Origin of the sequence: Pseudomonas sp. 18173, from assembly GCF_050432945.1 — a bacterium.
Taxonomy (GTDB): domain Bacteria; phylum Pseudomonadota; class Gammaproteobacteria; order Pseudomonadales; family Pseudomonadaceae; genus Aquipseudomonas.
In genome coordinates this window covers 23,963-38,313 of the sequence record NZ_JBKFTN010000016.1, presented here as the reverse complement: position 1 = coordinate 38,313, position 14,351 = coordinate 23,963, and the positions used below count along the sequence as shown (strand labels likewise).

Here is a 14,351-nt window from a genome sequence, read left to right as displayed (position 1 = left end):
GAAGAGTCGGGGGAGTTAATCACTCCCCACCGACTTCATATACTTTAAACCCGACTACATCTTCACCCAGCCAATCATTCAGCTGTAACATCCGCGCCTGGATAGGCTCCAGCTCATTCGCCGCGAAGATCTGCGCCGCCTCTCTGATAGACCCGAAGCCCCCAGCGTTCTGTGGAACAATACCCATCAGCTGTGGCGGAATCCGCAGGCTCGCCAGCACATCATCCCGTGTCTGATTCTTGATCGAGTTGAACTCATCTTTCGCCGCCACCTCACTCACCGGGATCAGCTGAATCCCGTCTTTCTTGCCAGTCGGCGAATAGACAAACAGATTGCGAAAGTTGCCTGGCCCCTTCGACTCCTTCAGCGCCTTGCGCAATGCATCGATGTCGGCCTCAGTCTGCGCCGCATCTGTCATGTACAGAATGAACCCCGCATGACTCCCATTCTCGTAATACTTACGCCGAAACAATGTCGCCGACTCATTCAAAAGCGCCGACTGCAACGCACTGATCCACTCCGGCAGCCCATAGATCTCCTGGTGTAGATCCGCCTCCCGCAGATGAAAGACGCTTCCCTCCTCGAAGGCATACTCATCCTTCCACCCACGCACCTGGTAAAACCGCCCCTCCGGCCCAACTCGCATGTACTTGGCCAATGGCGGCACTAAATGCCGCGTGTTGCCCAGTACCGACCGCCGAGCCTCCAGATACCCATTCCCCAAACACAAAAAGTCCAACGCAAACTGCTCAAACGAAGCCCGCGACAGCAGCGGATGCGGAATAAACGTCTTGCTCAGCAAGTTGCGCTTGAACATCAACCCCGAGTGCAAATGCACACTCGCCCCCACCGACCGCGCCAGTCCATCCAGTGACAACGGCGGCTCGTACCACCGCCCGTTAAACCAGCACTCCAGATAATCGAACACCTCCCGCCCACCCAACACCGGTGTCGGTTCGCCGAAGGAAAACACCTGGGTCCCGGCGCTGGTCGCAGGCAACAGCGTCTGACCAGCAACTTGTTCAGTCATCAATAAATCTCCATCCGCCCGGTATTGGCAGCCGTCTGCCCCTCAAGCGGTTCGTTGTGCAATGCATGAAAGAGCGCCCACGCCAGATCGGCGTGGCCGGTGTTGTCGTTGCGCCCAGCGGTATAGGTGTATTGCCTTCCGCCAGCAGTGACGGTCTTGCGGATCGCCATCAGCGACTGGGCCATGTCGGTCCAGCCGGCGTCGAACTCGAGCCGGCCCTTGTGGATAACGTCGTAGGCTTTGAGTACCAGGCGGGTTTTGACTTCAGGCGAATAGCTGAAGGTGGTCACCGCCGGAAAGAACTGGCGCACCAGCTGCGCCACGCCGCTGCCCAACCCGGTGACGTCAATGCCGATGTAAGTCACCCAGTAACGGTCGCAGACGCTCTTGATAAACGCAGCCTGCGCGGCAAAGTCCATCCCGCGAAACTGGTGCCGCTCCAGCACGCGGAACTTGCCTCCTGGTACCAGCGGTGGCGCAACCACCACCAGTCCTGAGCAATCGCCCGTCTCGGCCGGATCGTAGCCAATCCACACCTGACGGTCGCCGAACGGCCGCATGGCGAACGGTTTGTAGTCTTCGGCCCACTCGACCCAGCTGTCGACCATGCAGGACTGCAGCAAGGCCAATGGGAAGATGCTCGCCCCGTCGTCGACAAAGTCGCACATGAGCAAGTTGGCAAACGCTTCGGGGCTGTACTCGCGGCGTAGCTCTTCAATGTCGAACAAGTCACAGCCACCCTGCTCTGCGTCCAGAATGTTGACGATCTGCCGCCATAACCTGTCTTCGCAGAGTCGTCCCTGCTGCAGCGCCCCATGCGAGACGTCGACCTTGGTGTGCTGCGCCGCCGGCTTGCCCTTGTTAAAGCGCTCACCCGTCCAGAACGTGTACGCCTCATGCGCCATACTGGAAGGCGTCGAGAAGTAGGTCTTGCGCCACTTCTTGTGCATCGCCATGCCCGAGGCGACCTTGTTCAGCTCCTCGAACTTGAACGTCCAGAAAAACTCGTCGAAGTAGAAATTGCCGTGGTAGCCCTGGGCAGTCCGGGCATTGGTACCGAGGAAAAACAGCTCAGCGCCGTTGGGCAGCACGATCGGGTCACCGGTCAGCTCAACACCGATCACCTCACGGGCAAACGCCTGAATGTAACCGCGGAACAGGTAAGCCTGGTTCTTCGAGGCCGAGAGGAAAATTTGATTACGCCCGGTATCCAGGGCATCGATGAACGCCTCACGGGCGAAATAGTAAGTCGCCCCGATCTGCCGGCTCTTGAGGATGACGCGAGTGCGCTGATTGCCAGCCCGGTACCAGTCCTTCTGATAGTCGAAGCAGCCATCAATAAACGCCTCGCGCAGCAACTCGACCTGGTCTTCATCAATCTCGTTCTTGACGGCCTTTTTCTTCGGCTCGGCGTTGCGCTTGGCCAGGTTCGGGTTGAGGTCAGTCTCGGTACCGCCACCCTGAAAGCGCTGAATCCGCGCCTGCCGCTCCAACTGCCGGTGCAGCAGATCAATCTCCTTGAAGTCGCCGCCGCTCTTACCTTCCTTGAGGATCAACTGCACCAGACGCGCCTCCAACGCCCCGCCGATGCGCTCGATGTTATCGGCCCGATCCCACTCATCGCGGGCCTTCCAGCTGTGTAGCGTTTTTTCCTTTTCGCCCGTAGCCTCGGCAATCTCGCAGACGCGCCACCCCATCCAATACAAAAACCTGGATTGGCGGCGTGGATCGATGGGCAGCAGTTCGGTCGTAGTCATGGCCGCGATGCTGCCGCCCGCGCCCGTGACTCAATAGCACCGCCCCTTGTACCTCCCTCCCCTACAGTCCCGCCTCGTTGCCGCCACTCGCGCGCGTCACGACCATGCCTCTCATCGCAACGCACTGCTTACCCACCGGCAGGCGCCCCACGCAATGAGGATTCCCGGCATGAAGAAATTCCGCAGCAACTGGTTCCGCGTCGCCGTCGAGGGCGCTACCTCCGACAAGCGCACCATCAAACGCAACTGGCTGGAACAGGCGGCGAAGAACTTCAACCCATCCACCTACGGCGCGCGCATCTGGCTGGAGCACTACCGCAGCGTGCTGCCCGACGGCCCATTCAAGGCCTACGGCGATGTATTGGCGGTGAAGACCGAAGAAGTGGACATCAGCGGCCAGAAGAAACTGGCGCTGTTCGCCCAGGTCGAGCCGACCGCCGAACTGATCGCCTTGAACAAGGCCAAGCAGAAGGTCTACACCTCGATTGAAATCGACGACAGCTTCGCCGACACCGGCGAAGCCTACATCGTCGGCCTTGGCATCACCGACTCCCCGGCCAGCCTCGGCACTGACGTGCTGTCGTTCTCAGCCCAGAAACCTGACGCCAGCCCGTTCAAGGATCGCCACTACTCCGCAACCTCGATGTTCACCGAGGCGGTCGAGACCGAGCTGACGTTCGAGGAAGTCGAAGAAAGGCCCGGCATCGGCGCCCAGCTGTTCAGCAAGGTGCAAGCCCTGCTCAAGGGCAAACAGACCAAGGACGACGCCGACTTCGCCCAAATCAGCGAAGCCGTGGAAGCCGTGGCCGAGCACGTCAAGGACCTGCCCGAACAACTGGCCGCCGAGAAGAAATTTTCCGCTGGGCTGAAGGCGCAAATCGAACAGGTCAGCACCGACCTGAAAGCGCTGAAAACCAAGCTCTCCACCACCCAGGACCACAACCAAACGAAGCGCCCTCCGGTCACCGGTGGCGACAACCAGGTCATGACCGACTGCTGACAGCCGGCCGCCCCAAAGCCCCGAACATCGAAGGACGACATCCATGCGCAACGATACCCGCAACCTCTTCAACGCCTACCTCGGCCAGTTGGCCAAACTGCACAGCGTGCCGGACGTGACCACCAAGTTCGCAACCGCGCCGAGCGTCACCCAGACACTGGAAACCCGCATGCAGGAATCCAGTCAGTTCCTCAGCGCGATCAACATCTACGGCGTGACCGAGCAGATGGGCGAAAAGATCGGCATGGGCATCGGCGGGCCGAATGCCAGCACCACCGACACCACCCTGAAGGATCGCGAAACCAGCGACATCACCACCCTCGACGACCGCGGCTACTTCTGCTCGCAGACCAACTTCGACACTCACCTGCGTTACAGCAAGCTGGATGCCTGGGCCAAATTCCCCGACTTCCAGGCACGCATCCGCGACGCGATCCTCAAGCGCCAGGCGCTGGACCGCATCCTGATCGGCTGGAACGGCACCACCCGCGCCGCCACCTCCAACCCAGCGACCAACCCATTGCGCCAGGACGTCAACGTCGGCTGGCTGCAAAAGATGCGCACCGAAAACGCCGCCCGGGTCATGTCGGAAGTCGCCGAAGGCTCGGGCAAGATCACCATCGGCGCCGGCAAGGACTTCACCAACCTCGACGCCCTGGTCTTCAGCATGGTCGAAGAGTTCATCGCGGCCTGGTACCAGGAAGACCCGGACCTGGTGGTGATCTGCGGTCGGCAGCTGCTGGCCGACAAGTACTTCCCAATCATCAACAAGGACAACGCCCCGACCGAGATGCTGGCCGCTGACATCGTCACCAGCCAGAAGCGCCTGGGCAATCTGCCGGCGGTGCGCGTGCCGTACTTCCCGGCGCGCGGGCTGCTGGTGACCAAGCTGGAAAACCTGTCGATCTACTGGCAGGAAGGCAGCCGCCGTCGCACCGTCCTCGACAACGCCAAGCGCGACCGCGTCGAGAACTACGAATCGGTCAACGATGCCTACGTGATCGAGGATCTGGAATGCGCCTCACTCGCTGAAAACATCGAAATCGCGTCGTAAGGGGCCAACCATGACCAACCCTTGCCGCCGCCATTTCCAACGGGTCACTGCCGCCATCGAGGCGGCAGCGGCCGAACCCACCCAGACCATGGCCGGCGCCACGGCCTACGAGCATCAGCTCAACCAGCTGCTGCAAGACCGTCTGCGCCTGAAACAGGTGCAATCCAACCAGGGCAAGGCCGAACTCAAACGCCAGTTGCTGCCCGACTACGTGCCCTACGTGCAAGGCGTGCTGGAGGCCGGCCAAGGTGCTCAGGATGAAGTGATGACCACCGTCATGGTCTGGCGTTTCGATGCCGGCGACTTCACCGGTGGCCTCGACATCGCCCAATACGTGCTGCAGCACAAGATGGTCATGCCCGACCGCTTCGCCCGCACCCTCGGCTGCCTGGTCGCCGAAGAAGTCGCGACCGCCGCGTTCAAGGCGCAGAAGGTTGGCGAACCGTTCGAGTTGGCCATCCTGCACCGCACCGCCGAGCTGACCGATGCCGAAGACATGCCCGATCAGGCCCGCGCCAAGCTGTTCCTCGCCATGGGCCGCGCCACACTGGAAGGCCTCAGCGAAGAACTGCCCGGCCAACCGGGGCAAGTGCAGGCCGGCATCGACCTGCTGAAGAAGGCCATCGACCTGCACGACGCCTGCGGCGGCAAAAAGGATCTGGAGCGGGCTGAACGCCTGCTTAAAAAACACGCTACCACCAGTAGCTGACCGAGCGTCCCCACGCACCCCGCCGGCTCGGGGCGGATCGGCCAGGCCGCTCCTCCTGAACGTGAAGCCCCGACCACCGGCGACCTACAACAGAGCGCAGTTCCATGAGCGGATTCATTGCGGGCGGCAAGTCCCCCGCCGGCCATATCAACACCGACACCTTCTGGCCCTCGATAGACCTCGACGACGTGCGCGGCACATTGCGCATCGACTCCAGCGTCACCCCGATCCGCCTGGAAACCGCGACCATCGCCGCTGCCATCAGCGTCAACCGTGAGTTCGCCGAATGGCGCTGCACCCAGCAGGCCGAAGGCTACGTCACCCTCGCCGACGTCCCGGCGGAAAAGGTCAACGATCTCTCGCAATTGGTCCACCTGTACCAGCGCGCCATCTACGCCGCGACAGGCGCGGAAATCAGCGAACGCTACCGCTCCTACGACAGCACCAACAGCGGCAATCAGAACGCCGACGACCTCACCCCCAGCATCGATGAACTGCGCCGAGACCAGCGCTGGGCGGTTCGCGACTTCCTCGGTCTCGGCCGCACAACGGTGGAATTGATCTGATGGCCGTCACCGTCCGCGCCCGGCAAGGCGACACCGTGGATGCCCTGTGCTGGCGTCATTACGGCCGCACGGCCGGCGTAACCGAGGTGGTGCTTGAAGCCAACCCTGGTCTGGCCGATCACGGTCCGACACTCCCGCAAGGCCTCCTGGTGGAAATGCCCGAAGCCCAAACCACCGCTCCGCAACGGCAGATGGTCAACCTATGGAACTGACCCACCTGCACCGCGCCCCTGAACCCAACCACCCTGGATCATGGAATGAAACGCATGCCTGACCGTCACGAAACCTGGGCCTGGCTCGCCGCCTGGCTCGAACAGCACTGGCCGACCATCTACGCCGGCCTACTTGCCTTGGTCATCGCCGGCCTGCGAGTCATCTACGGCGGCGGCACCTTGCGCCGGATGGTGATCGAGGCGCCGCTGTGCGGTGTGCTGGCCCTTGCGGTGAGCCATGGCTTGTCGCTGGTCGGCATTCCAGCCTCGACCGCCCCCTTCTTCGGCGGCGTCATCGGCTTGCTGGGCGTCGAAGGCACCCGTGCTGCGGCGAAAAGGCTCTTCACTCGCAAGGTGGATCAGCTATGACCCCCCTCCGCCACGGCGACCGCTCGCAAGCGGTGCGCATCCTGCAAAAGAACCTCAACCAGCACGGCGCCAGGCTAATCATCGACGGCGATTACAGTGACGTCACCGAAGCCGCCGTGCGTGCCTACCAACTCAAGGTTGGCCTGGTCGCCGATGGCATCGCCGGCAGCAAGACACAGGCCGCACTCGCCGGCGCTGACTGCCAGCGGCTGCTTAAAAACGTCGACCTGGTGAACGCCGCCGAACGCCTTGGCGTGCCACTGGCCAGCGTCTACGCAGTCAACGAAGTCGAATCGAAAGGCGCCGGCTTCCTCGACAACGGCAAGCCGGTGATCCTGTTCGAACGGCATGTCATGTATCGCCAACTGTCCAAGGTTCGGCACGAAGGCGACGATGCCGCAGCACTCAAGCACCACGCCGACCAGCTGGCCGCAATCAACCCGGCCATCGTCAATCCCAGGTCAGGTGGTTATGCCGGCGGCACCGCCGAACACCAGCGACTGGCCACCGCACGCCTGATCGACGACACCGCCGCACTGGAGTCCGCCTCTTGGGGCGCGTTCCAGATCATGGGGTTTCACTGGCAGCGCCTGGGCTACAGCAGCGTGCAGGACTTCGTCGCAGCCATGAGCGCGGATGAGTCACAGCAGTTCGAGGCCTTCGTGCGCTTCATTGAAACCGACACGGCACTGCACAAGGCATTGAAGGGCCGCAAATGGACCGAGTTCGCCAAGCTCTACAACGGGCCGGGCTACCAGCGAAACCTGTACGACATCAAACTCCAGCGCGCCTACGAACGACACGAAGACTGCGACTGCGGTCAGGCGGTGGCCGCGTGATCGACTTCGACGCAGTACAACGTTTGAACGTGCAAGACGGTGATCTGCTGGTGGTGGTGCCACCGGACAGTGATCAACACGACATGGAACAGCTGTGCAATGCGCTGTACGTCCAGATGCCGGGCCGCAAGGTCATTATCATCCGCGGCCCCGTGCAGCAGCTGGACGTCGAGGCCATGAGCAATCTCGGCTGGTACCGCGCATGAGCACCCTGCGCCAGGCTCTGTTCGGTATCGCCCTACTCACTGTCCTCGCCTTGCTGGTCTGGAGCCAGGAGCTACGCATCAGCGTGGCAAACCAAGACACCAGGCTGGCCACTCAGGATGTGACCAACGCCCGGGAACAAGCCGAGCGCCACCTCGCGAACGCCAACGCCTTGCGCGCCACCCTGCACCAGGAACGCACCGCCCAAGCCACCCTGCGCACTCAGCAAGATCAACTGCGCCAAGGCCTGGCAAAACGCGAACTCACCATCGAGGCACTGAAACGTGAAAACACCGAACTACGCAATTGGGCTGCCCAGCCTTTGCCTGACGCTGCTCGCCGGCTGCGCGAGCGCCCCGCCCTCACCGGCGCCGACGCTTATCGTCAGTGGCTGTCCGACCGTGGTGCCCTGCACCCTGCCGGCGACCAGCCCACGCAGTAACGGCGACCAACTCACCGACCAGGATCGTGTCGAGGCTGCATGGGCTGAATGCGCAAGCCAGGTCGATATGGTTTACCAACATCAACAGGCCCAACCATGAACAAACCCGACAGCCTGAAAGCTCACCTGCTGGCCACCGTCGCCGAACTCAAACACAACCCCGACCGCCTGCTGATCTTCATCGACAACGGCAAAATCCGCTGCACCACCGCCGCAACGCTTTCCTTCGAATACAGCTTCGACCTGCAAGTCATCCTCACCGACTTCGCCGGCCACCCCGACAGCGTCATGCTGCCGCTGCTCGGGTGGTTGAGCGTCCATCAATCCGAACTGCTGGAGAACCTGAGCAAGGCGGCTGACGGTATCCAGTTCGAGGCCGATATCCTGGACAACAGCAAAGTCGATTTGAGCCTGACGCTTCCCCTGACTGAGCGGGTGGTGGTGGGCAAGGATGATCAGGGCAACACCACTATCTGCCATCCCGGCGAACCGCAGCGAGCCGCCGACTTCCTTGATCCGAATTGGATACCCGGAGCCCAGGGCACCGGTAGTGAATGGGTACTGCCAGAATGACCAACCGACTGGAAGTACTGGAAGACTGGGCGGCCGGCCTGCTCGGGCAACTTGAACCGGCATCGCGCAATAAGCTCGCTCGCAGCCTCGGTCAGGCGATACGCCGTAGCCAGCAGCAACGAATCATTGCCCAGCGAAATCCGGACGGCAGCAAATACGTGCCCCGAAAGCAACGCAACCTGCGAGGCAAACCAGGGAGAGTGAAGCGGGAGATAAAGATGTTTCAGAAGCTGCGCACAGCAAGCTTTCTGAAAGTGCAAAGCGATGGAAACGCAATCAGTGTTGGCTTCACCGGACGGATTGCCCGGATTGCTCGGGTGCACCAATACGGTTTGATGGACCGGGCCGAACGAGGAGCACCAGATGTGAAGTATGAATCACGGGGAGCTTTAGGATTTACAGATGTAGACATTGTATTGATACGAGACAAACTGTTGGATTGCCTCGCATCAAACAATTAGCACTTACCGCTTTATGCGGTTTCAGCCTCAGCCTCAAACGAAAATTCATACTCACCAACCGGAACTAACGTCCCAGGAACTTGAGATTTAATCGAAATATTGAAATCATAATTTGTCCCCGTCCCCGGATGAATCTTAAATTTATCACGATCAAACTCATCCGGAGCACCAAGTAATTTCACTGTCACATTAGGTGCTGCAACCATTTTCGGACTGAGCTTTCCGGACCCCGTAGCGTTAGGAACGGGCCGGAAAACAGCAATAGAAATTGTCCCAACCTGTTTAGTGCCTGTACGCTCGGTAAACTCTTGCCTACTTACTGACGATGCCAGCGTTTTCTTTAACGGAACAGTTGCAGCCGGAATCGCATTGGAGAGCTCTTCAATCTTCAGCTCTGTAGCTCTCAGTTGAGCTGCAAACTCAGCGACCAATGCGTCATTGCCTTCCGAAGCTTCGATTTTCTTCTCTAACTTCTGGCGTTTGTCTGTAGCAGCAATCCAATCAGAAGTGTCTTTGTACTTTTGCTCAATTTTACTACGCATAGAACCTGAAACAACACCGAGCCAGTCATTTTTGAATGTTTGATTTGACAGTGCTAAAAGCACAGCCATTTCAGCGGCGGATTCGATTCTATTTATCAGCCCATTTAGCTGCATTTCTGGACTATCATTTTTTGACTCAACAGCATCAATAGAGGACAGAAGAAACTCTTTTAACCTGTCTATTTGAATAGATAAATTCGCAATTTTTTCAGCGGATGCTTCAGCAATCGGATCATTCTTTTCGAACACGCCGGACTTTGCAAAAAAATATGAAAAAATTAAAGACAAAAGAGAGGTGATAACAAACTGAAGAGAAGATGAGAGCGCCTGCTCCTTTGGTGACATTTGCGGCTCAGTCAGCGGCAACGTGATCAAATAGAACGTCCCAACCAAGCAAACAACCCCAAACAAAAAATACACTACATCTTTCAAATTTCTCACTAGCACCCCACCCATTTTCTTTAAATTTCTAATTATTTTTTCCATGTGTCTAAAACTCTATTTTTCCCTGCGAGAGAACCTTGATATTTCGTAAAAAATTCCAGCACGGCAGTGTAGCTGAATATTTCTCGCCCCCCATAACACAATTAAAAATCATCATTGAAGGTGGGCCGATTTTCCGCATCGCTGTGTAAACAATGATTCTACAAGGAGGAGAGCCTGCCCTTTCGCGCTAGTGGAACGATCATAAATGCATGAACGACTTAGCCACCCTCGCCCGCCTGATCGAAAACCTCATCCGCTTCGGCACCATCACCGCCGTCCAGATGAAGCCCCCGCGCGTACAAGTCAAAACCGGATCACTAACCACCGGCTGGCTACCGTGGATCGCCCCACGGGCAGGTGCCGACCGCGAGTGGAATCCACCAACCCTCGACGAACAAGCCATCCTCTTCAGCCCCTCCGGCCAACTCGGTAACGGCTTCGTCCTGACCGGCCTGTTCAGCGACCACATCCCGGCCAACGGCGACCGCGAAGGTCTGCACCGTTACACCTACCGCGACGGCACTGTCATCGAATACGACAGCATCGCCCACCACCTCAACGCCACGCTGGCCGAAGGCGGCACCACCAACCTGACCAGCACCGGCGGCATCCACATCGTCGGCCCGATCACCCATGAAGGCGACTACACCCAGACCGGCGACCAGACCATCACCGGCAAGGTCACAGTGTCCGAAGACGTGGTCGCCGCCGGCATCAGCCTGGTCAACCACCTGCACGGCGGCGTGATGTCCGGCCCTGGGAAAACAGGGAAACCGGAATGAACCGAGAAACCGGCGCCGCCCTCAACCTGGTCGAACACATTGCCCAGTCGATCACCGACATCCTGACCACCCGCCTCGGCACCCGCGTCATGCGCCGCGAGTACGGCAGCCTGCTGCCCGAGCTGGTGGATCAGCCGTTCAACGACTTCACCCGCCTGCAGCTGTACGCCGCCACCGTCATGGCCTTGATGCGCTGGGAGTCACGCATCAGCTTGAGTCGCGTGCAGTTCGTCGGGGCGAACCTGCAAGGCCAAGCATCGCTGGATTTTGAGGGCACCTTAGTCGACAGCAACCAGCCATTGAGCCTGAGCGTGCCTCTGCAACTGGGGGGCAGCGCATGAACACCTTCGTCGCCATCGACCTCAGCCAACTGCCGGCGCCGCAGATCGTCGAACAGCTCGATTACGAGCAGATCCTCGCCGAGCGCAAGGCCTACGCCATCAGCCTCTGGCCAGCGGAGCAACAGAAAGAGATTGCTGCTCGCCTGGAAATGGAGTCCGAGCCTCTGACCAAATTGCTCGAGGAAAACGCCTACCGTGAAACCGTGTGGCGGCAGCGGGTCAACGAGGCGTGCGTCGCCAACATGCTCGCCCTGGCCAAAGGCACCGACCTGGACAACCTCGCCGCCAATTACAACGTCAAACGGCTGGTCATACAGCCCGGCAATCCTTCGGCTATGCCGCCGACGCCAAGGCAGATGGAAAGCGACGACAGCCTGCGCGAACGCGCGCAAATGGCCTGGGAAGGCCTGAGCACCGCCGGCCCGCGCAACAGCTACATCTTTCACGCACGCTCTGCTGATGGTCAGGTCGCCGACGCGACCGCCGAAAGCCCGGCGCCGTCCGAGGTCGTGGTCACGGTGCAATCGGTCTTGGGCGATGGTACCGCCTCGCAGGCCCTGCTCGACAAGGTCAGCGCCTATCTCAGCGATGAGGACCGCCGTCCTGTTGCGGATCGCCTGTCCGTTCAGGGCGCTCAAGTCATCCACTACCAAATCAAGGCCAGGATCTACCCGTTGACCAGCGGTCCGGAAACCGAACTGATCCTCGCGGCCGCCGAAGCCCAACTGCTCAAGTTCGTGCACCAGCGGCGGCGCCTGGCCCTGGAAGTCTCGGAGTCCATTGTTCACGCCGCACTGCACGTTGAAGGTGTACGCAAAGTCGTGCTGGAAAACTGGATAGACATCATCGCCACCCGGTATCAGGCACCGTACTGCACTCACATTGAACTGGCGCTGGGTGTTGAGTGATGACCTACCAGCCACTGCTACCGGGCAACTCGACACCACTGGAGCGCCAAGCCGCACAAGCCTTGGCACAGATCCAGCGCGTACCCATTCCACTGCGCACGTTGTACAACCCGCAACAATGCCCCCTGCCCTTGCTGCCCTATCTGGCCTGGGCTTTCTCAGTGGATCGCTGGGATAGTAAATGGACGGAAGCCGCCAAGCGTGCCGCCTGCCGTGCCGCGTACTACGTCCATTCGCACAAGGGCACCATCGGCGCCTTGCGTCGTGTGGTGGAGCCGCTGGGCTATCTGATCGAGGTAGTGGAGTGGTGGCAGACCATGCCGCATGGCCCGCGCGGCACCTTCGCTCTGCGCATCGGCGTCCTCGACTCCGGTATCACCGAAGCGATGTACCAGGAACTGGTGTGGCTGATCGATGACGCAAAGCCCCTCACCCGGCACCTGACCGGTCTCGACATCATTCTTGAAACCCGACTCGACGCATTCGTTGGTTTTGCCGTTTACGACGGAGATGAAATCGACGTGTACCCCTGGAACAACCCGGACATCGACGTGACGATCCGGGGCTACAGCGGCGTAAGCCTTTACACCCTCGACGAACTGGATGTGTACCCCCATGGTTGATCAGAACTCTATTTTCGGCGGCATGCTGACGACGCTGGGCGCAGCCAAAAAAACCAATTGCGACGCCCTCGGCATTCCTTGGGAACCGAGCTTCATGTTGATTGGCGACGCTAACGGCACCGACCCGGTGCCCAGTCCTTCGCAAACCAAGCTGGTGAACCAGCGACACCGCGCCCAGCTCAATCAATTGCGCGTGTCTCCAACAGATACAAACGTGCTCATTGCTGAAGTGGTGTTGCCGGCCGACGTCGGCGGCTGGTGGATTCGTGAACTGGCGCTCGAGGACAAGGACGGCGTGTTCTGCGCCGTAGCCAACGTGGCGCCGAGTTACAAGCCACTACTCGCTCAGGGCTCAGGACGCAACCAGGTGGTGCGGATGCACATCATCACCAGCGGCACGTCGAATATTCAGCTGAAAATTGATCCAGCAGTGGTGTTGGCAACGCGTCAGTATGTTGATGAGACAGTCAATGGATTGCTGCCCGCAAACAAAGCCGCCGGGGACTATACGAAGGTCACTATCAATGAGCGGGGCATTGTCCAAAGCGGCAGTAATCCGACAACGCTCGGTGGTTACGGCATCACCGATGCCCTGAGCACGTCCGGCGGGGACGTTACGGGTAACCTCCGAATGGTAGACAACCGATCAATTGAGATCGTCGCAGCAGCGACCCCCTCCTGGGCGGGCGGAGTACATGCGACGAAAAACGCTGCCGGAGAAGGGGGAATGTTGGGCGGCATCGGCGCCTGGGGCAGCAACAATGCCCTTAACTGTTTGTACATGGCGTTGGGAACTACCCCCTGGGGTAGCGGCAACGGAGTGCGCGTAACGACCGGTGGTGTGAGCATCGAGGGCATCCTGTCCGGCAATGGCAGTGGGCTGACGGCGCTGCCCTTCGCGTCGTTGACCGGCCTGCCGAACACACTCAGTGGTCATGGCATCACCCTGGCCAGCCAGGCAGAAGCGGAGGCTGGTGCTGATACCAACAAACCGATGACAGCGCTGCGGGTGTTCCAGGCCATTGTGGCGAAGGTGGTTCAAGCCACCGGAAGTGTTCCGGGTATTGCACGAATGGCCTCTCAGACCGAGGTCAATAGCGGTACTGACGACACCACGGTGATTACGCCGAAGAAACTGCGCTGGGGCTTTCAGATCCTCAAGGCGCAGCAAGGTTATGTGGTCTTTCCATCGTGGCTCGGGGGAGTTGTAATTCAGTGGGGATATGCATCAATCCCCGGATCGGTAACCGCCGTGCCTTTCACCTTCAGCTACCCGAATGCCTGCTTCGCCGTGGTACCCATGGTCATCAACGCTTCAGCCGCTGCGGACGTCGTTGAACTGACGGCCGAACCGACAAAATACAGCTTTCTACCGGTGGTCGTCAGCTCGGGAGAGACGGGATTGCCGTCGCAAGTGGCGGGTTCTTTTTTCTGGCTTTCGATTGGGCATTAA

General features: G+C 59.7%; 19 protein-coding genes and 1 pseudogene. 17 read left to right on the top strand and 3 right to left on the bottom strand.

Annotated features, from left to right (window positions below; genetic code table 11):
- Window positions 1-19: 19 nt before the first annotated feature.
- Both ACLD1X_RS18420 and ACLD1X_RS18415 read right to left on the bottom strand, forming a co-directional pair.
- Window positions 20-1,030, bottom strand: coding sequence for a phage portal protein (locus tag ACLD1X_RS18420; RefSeq protein WP_429370042.1), 1,011 nt, complete (start codon window positions 1,028-1,030; stop codon window positions 20-22).
- On the bottom strand, window positions 1,030-2,787 hold the full coding sequence (locus ACLD1X_RS18415; RefSeq protein ID WP_429370040.1) for a terminase ATPase subunit family protein: 1,758 nt from the start codon (window positions 2,785-2,787) through the stop codon (window positions 1,030-1,032). Before ACLD1X_RS18415 ends, ACLD1X_RS18420 begins: the two co-directional genes overlap by 1 nt.
- A 169-nt stretch (window positions 2,788-2,956) precedes the next feature.
- Between ACLD1X_RS18415 and ACLD1X_RS18410 the strand changes: the two genes are divergently transcribed.
- The 12 genes and pseudogenes from ACLD1X_RS18410 (at window position 2,957) to ACLD1X_RS18355 (ending at window position 9,216) form a co-directional block, all read left to right on the top strand.
- A complete protein-coding gene (locus ACLD1X_RS18410) occupies window positions 2,957-3,787 on the top strand; it encodes a GPO family capsid scaffolding protein (protein WP_429370038.1) in 831 nt (276 codons plus the stop codon).
- Window positions 3,788-3,830: 43 nt separating this feature from the next.
- A complete protein-coding gene (locus tag ACLD1X_RS18405; RefSeq protein ID WP_429370036.1) occupies window positions 3,831-4,841 on the top strand; it encodes a phage major capsid protein, P2 family in 1,011 nt (336 codons plus the stop codon).
- A 10-nt stretch (window positions 4,842-4,851) separates the two neighbouring features.
- A complete protein-coding gene (locus tag ACLD1X_RS18400) occupies window positions 4,852-5,550 on the top strand; it encodes a terminase endonuclease subunit (protein ID WP_429370034.1) in 699 nt (232 codons plus the stop codon).
- Window positions 5,551-5,654: 104 nt separating this feature from the next.
- Window positions 5,655-6,116, top strand: coding sequence for a head completion/stabilization protein (locus ACLD1X_RS18395; RefSeq protein ID WP_429370032.1), 462 nt, complete (start codon window positions 5,655-5,657; stop codon window positions 6,114-6,116).
- Complete coding sequence (locus ACLD1X_RS18390) at window positions 6,116-6,328, top strand: tail protein X (protein WP_429370030.1); 213 nt, start codon at window positions 6,116-6,118, stop codon at window positions 6,326-6,328. Before ACLD1X_RS18395 ends, ACLD1X_RS18390 begins: the two co-directional genes overlap by 1 nt.
- A gap of 45 nt (window positions 6,329-6,373) precedes the next feature.
- On the top strand, window positions 6,374-6,697 hold the full coding sequence (locus ACLD1X_RS18385; RefSeq protein ID WP_429370028.1) for a phage holin, lambda family: 324 nt from the start codon (window positions 6,374-6,376) through the stop codon (window positions 6,695-6,697).
- Window positions 6,694-7,536 carry an N-acetylmuramidase domain-containing protein gene (locus tag ACLD1X_RS18380; RefSeq protein ID WP_429370026.1) on the top strand — a complete coding sequence of 281 codons (843 nt, stop codon included), beginning with the start codon at window positions 6,694-6,696 and terminating at the stop codon, window positions 7,534-7,536. Before ACLD1X_RS18385 ends, ACLD1X_RS18380 begins: the two co-directional genes overlap by 4 nt.
- Window positions 7,533-7,742 (top strand): hypothetical protein, encoded by a 210-nt coding sequence (locus ACLD1X_RS18375; protein ID WP_429370024.1) that lies wholly within the window; start codon window positions 7,533-7,535, stop codon window positions 7,740-7,742. The genes ACLD1X_RS18380 and ACLD1X_RS18375 overlap by 4 nt, the downstream gene beginning before the upstream one ends.
- The gene (lysB, locus tag ACLD1X_RS18370; protein ID WP_429370022.1) at window positions 7,739-8,182 is read left to right on the top strand and encodes an Rz-like lysis system protein LysB; all 444 of its coding nucleotides are present in this window, start codon (window positions 7,739-7,741) and stop codon (window positions 8,180-8,182) included. Before ACLD1X_RS18375 ends, lysB begins: the two co-directional genes overlap by 4 nt.
- Window positions 8,097-8,282 (top strand): annotated as a pseudogene (lysC, locus tag ACLD1X_RS18365) (Rz1-like lysis system protein LysC); the annotation flags it as partial. The gene lysB and the pseudogene lysC, both read left to right, overlap by 86 nt.
- Window positions 8,279-8,755, top strand: coding sequence for a phage tail protein (locus ACLD1X_RS18360; protein WP_429370020.1), 477 nt, complete (start codon window positions 8,279-8,281; stop codon window positions 8,753-8,755). The pseudogene lysC and the gene ACLD1X_RS18360, both read left to right, overlap by 4 nt.
- Entirely contained in the window at window positions 8,752-9,216 is a 465-nt protein-coding gene (locus tag ACLD1X_RS18355) for a phage virion morphogenesis protein (protein WP_429370018.1), read from the top strand. Before ACLD1X_RS18360 ends, ACLD1X_RS18355 begins: the two co-directional genes overlap by 4 nt.
- An 11-nt stretch (window positions 9,217-9,227) precedes the next feature.
- On the opposite strand, the gene ACLD1X_RS18350 is transcribed toward ACLD1X_RS18355, so the two are convergent.
- The gene (locus tag ACLD1X_RS18350) at window positions 9,228-10,244 is read right to left on the bottom strand and encodes a hypothetical protein (RefSeq protein ID WP_429370016.1); all 1,017 of its coding nucleotides are present in this window, start codon (window positions 10,242-10,244) and stop codon (window positions 9,228-9,230) included.
- A 209-nt stretch (window positions 10,245-10,453) separates the two neighbouring features.
- Between ACLD1X_RS18350 and ACLD1X_RS18345 the strand changes: the two genes are divergently transcribed.
- Genes ACLD1X_RS18345 through ACLD1X_RS18325 form a run of 5 tightly spaced genes read left to right on the top strand, consistent with a single transcriptional unit; the run spans window position 10,454 to window position 14,351 of the window.
- Entirely contained in the window at window positions 10,454-11,026 is a 573-nt protein-coding gene (locus tag ACLD1X_RS18345; RefSeq protein ID WP_429370014.1) for a phage baseplate assembly protein V, read from the top strand.
- Window positions 11,023-11,367 (top strand): GPW/gp25 family protein, encoded by a 345-nt coding sequence (locus ACLD1X_RS18340; RefSeq protein ID WP_429370012.1) that lies wholly within the window; start codon window positions 11,023-11,025, stop codon window positions 11,365-11,367. Before ACLD1X_RS18345 ends, ACLD1X_RS18340 begins: the two co-directional genes overlap by 4 nt.
- Window positions 11,364-12,275, top strand: coding sequence for a baseplate assembly protein (locus tag ACLD1X_RS18335; protein WP_429370010.1), 912 nt, complete (start codon window positions 11,364-11,366; stop codon window positions 12,273-12,275). Before ACLD1X_RS18340 ends, ACLD1X_RS18335 begins: the two co-directional genes overlap by 4 nt.
- A complete protein-coding gene (locus ACLD1X_RS18330; RefSeq protein ID WP_429370008.1) occupies window positions 12,275-12,898 on the top strand; it encodes a phage tail protein I in 624 nt (207 codons plus the stop codon). Before ACLD1X_RS18335 ends, ACLD1X_RS18330 begins: the two co-directional genes overlap by 1 nt.
- Window positions 12,891-14,351, top strand: coding sequence for a phage tail protein (locus ACLD1X_RS18325; RefSeq protein WP_429370006.1), 1,461 nt, complete (start codon window positions 12,891-12,893; stop codon window positions 14,349-14,351). The genes ACLD1X_RS18330 and ACLD1X_RS18325 overlap by 8 nt, the downstream gene beginning before the upstream one ends.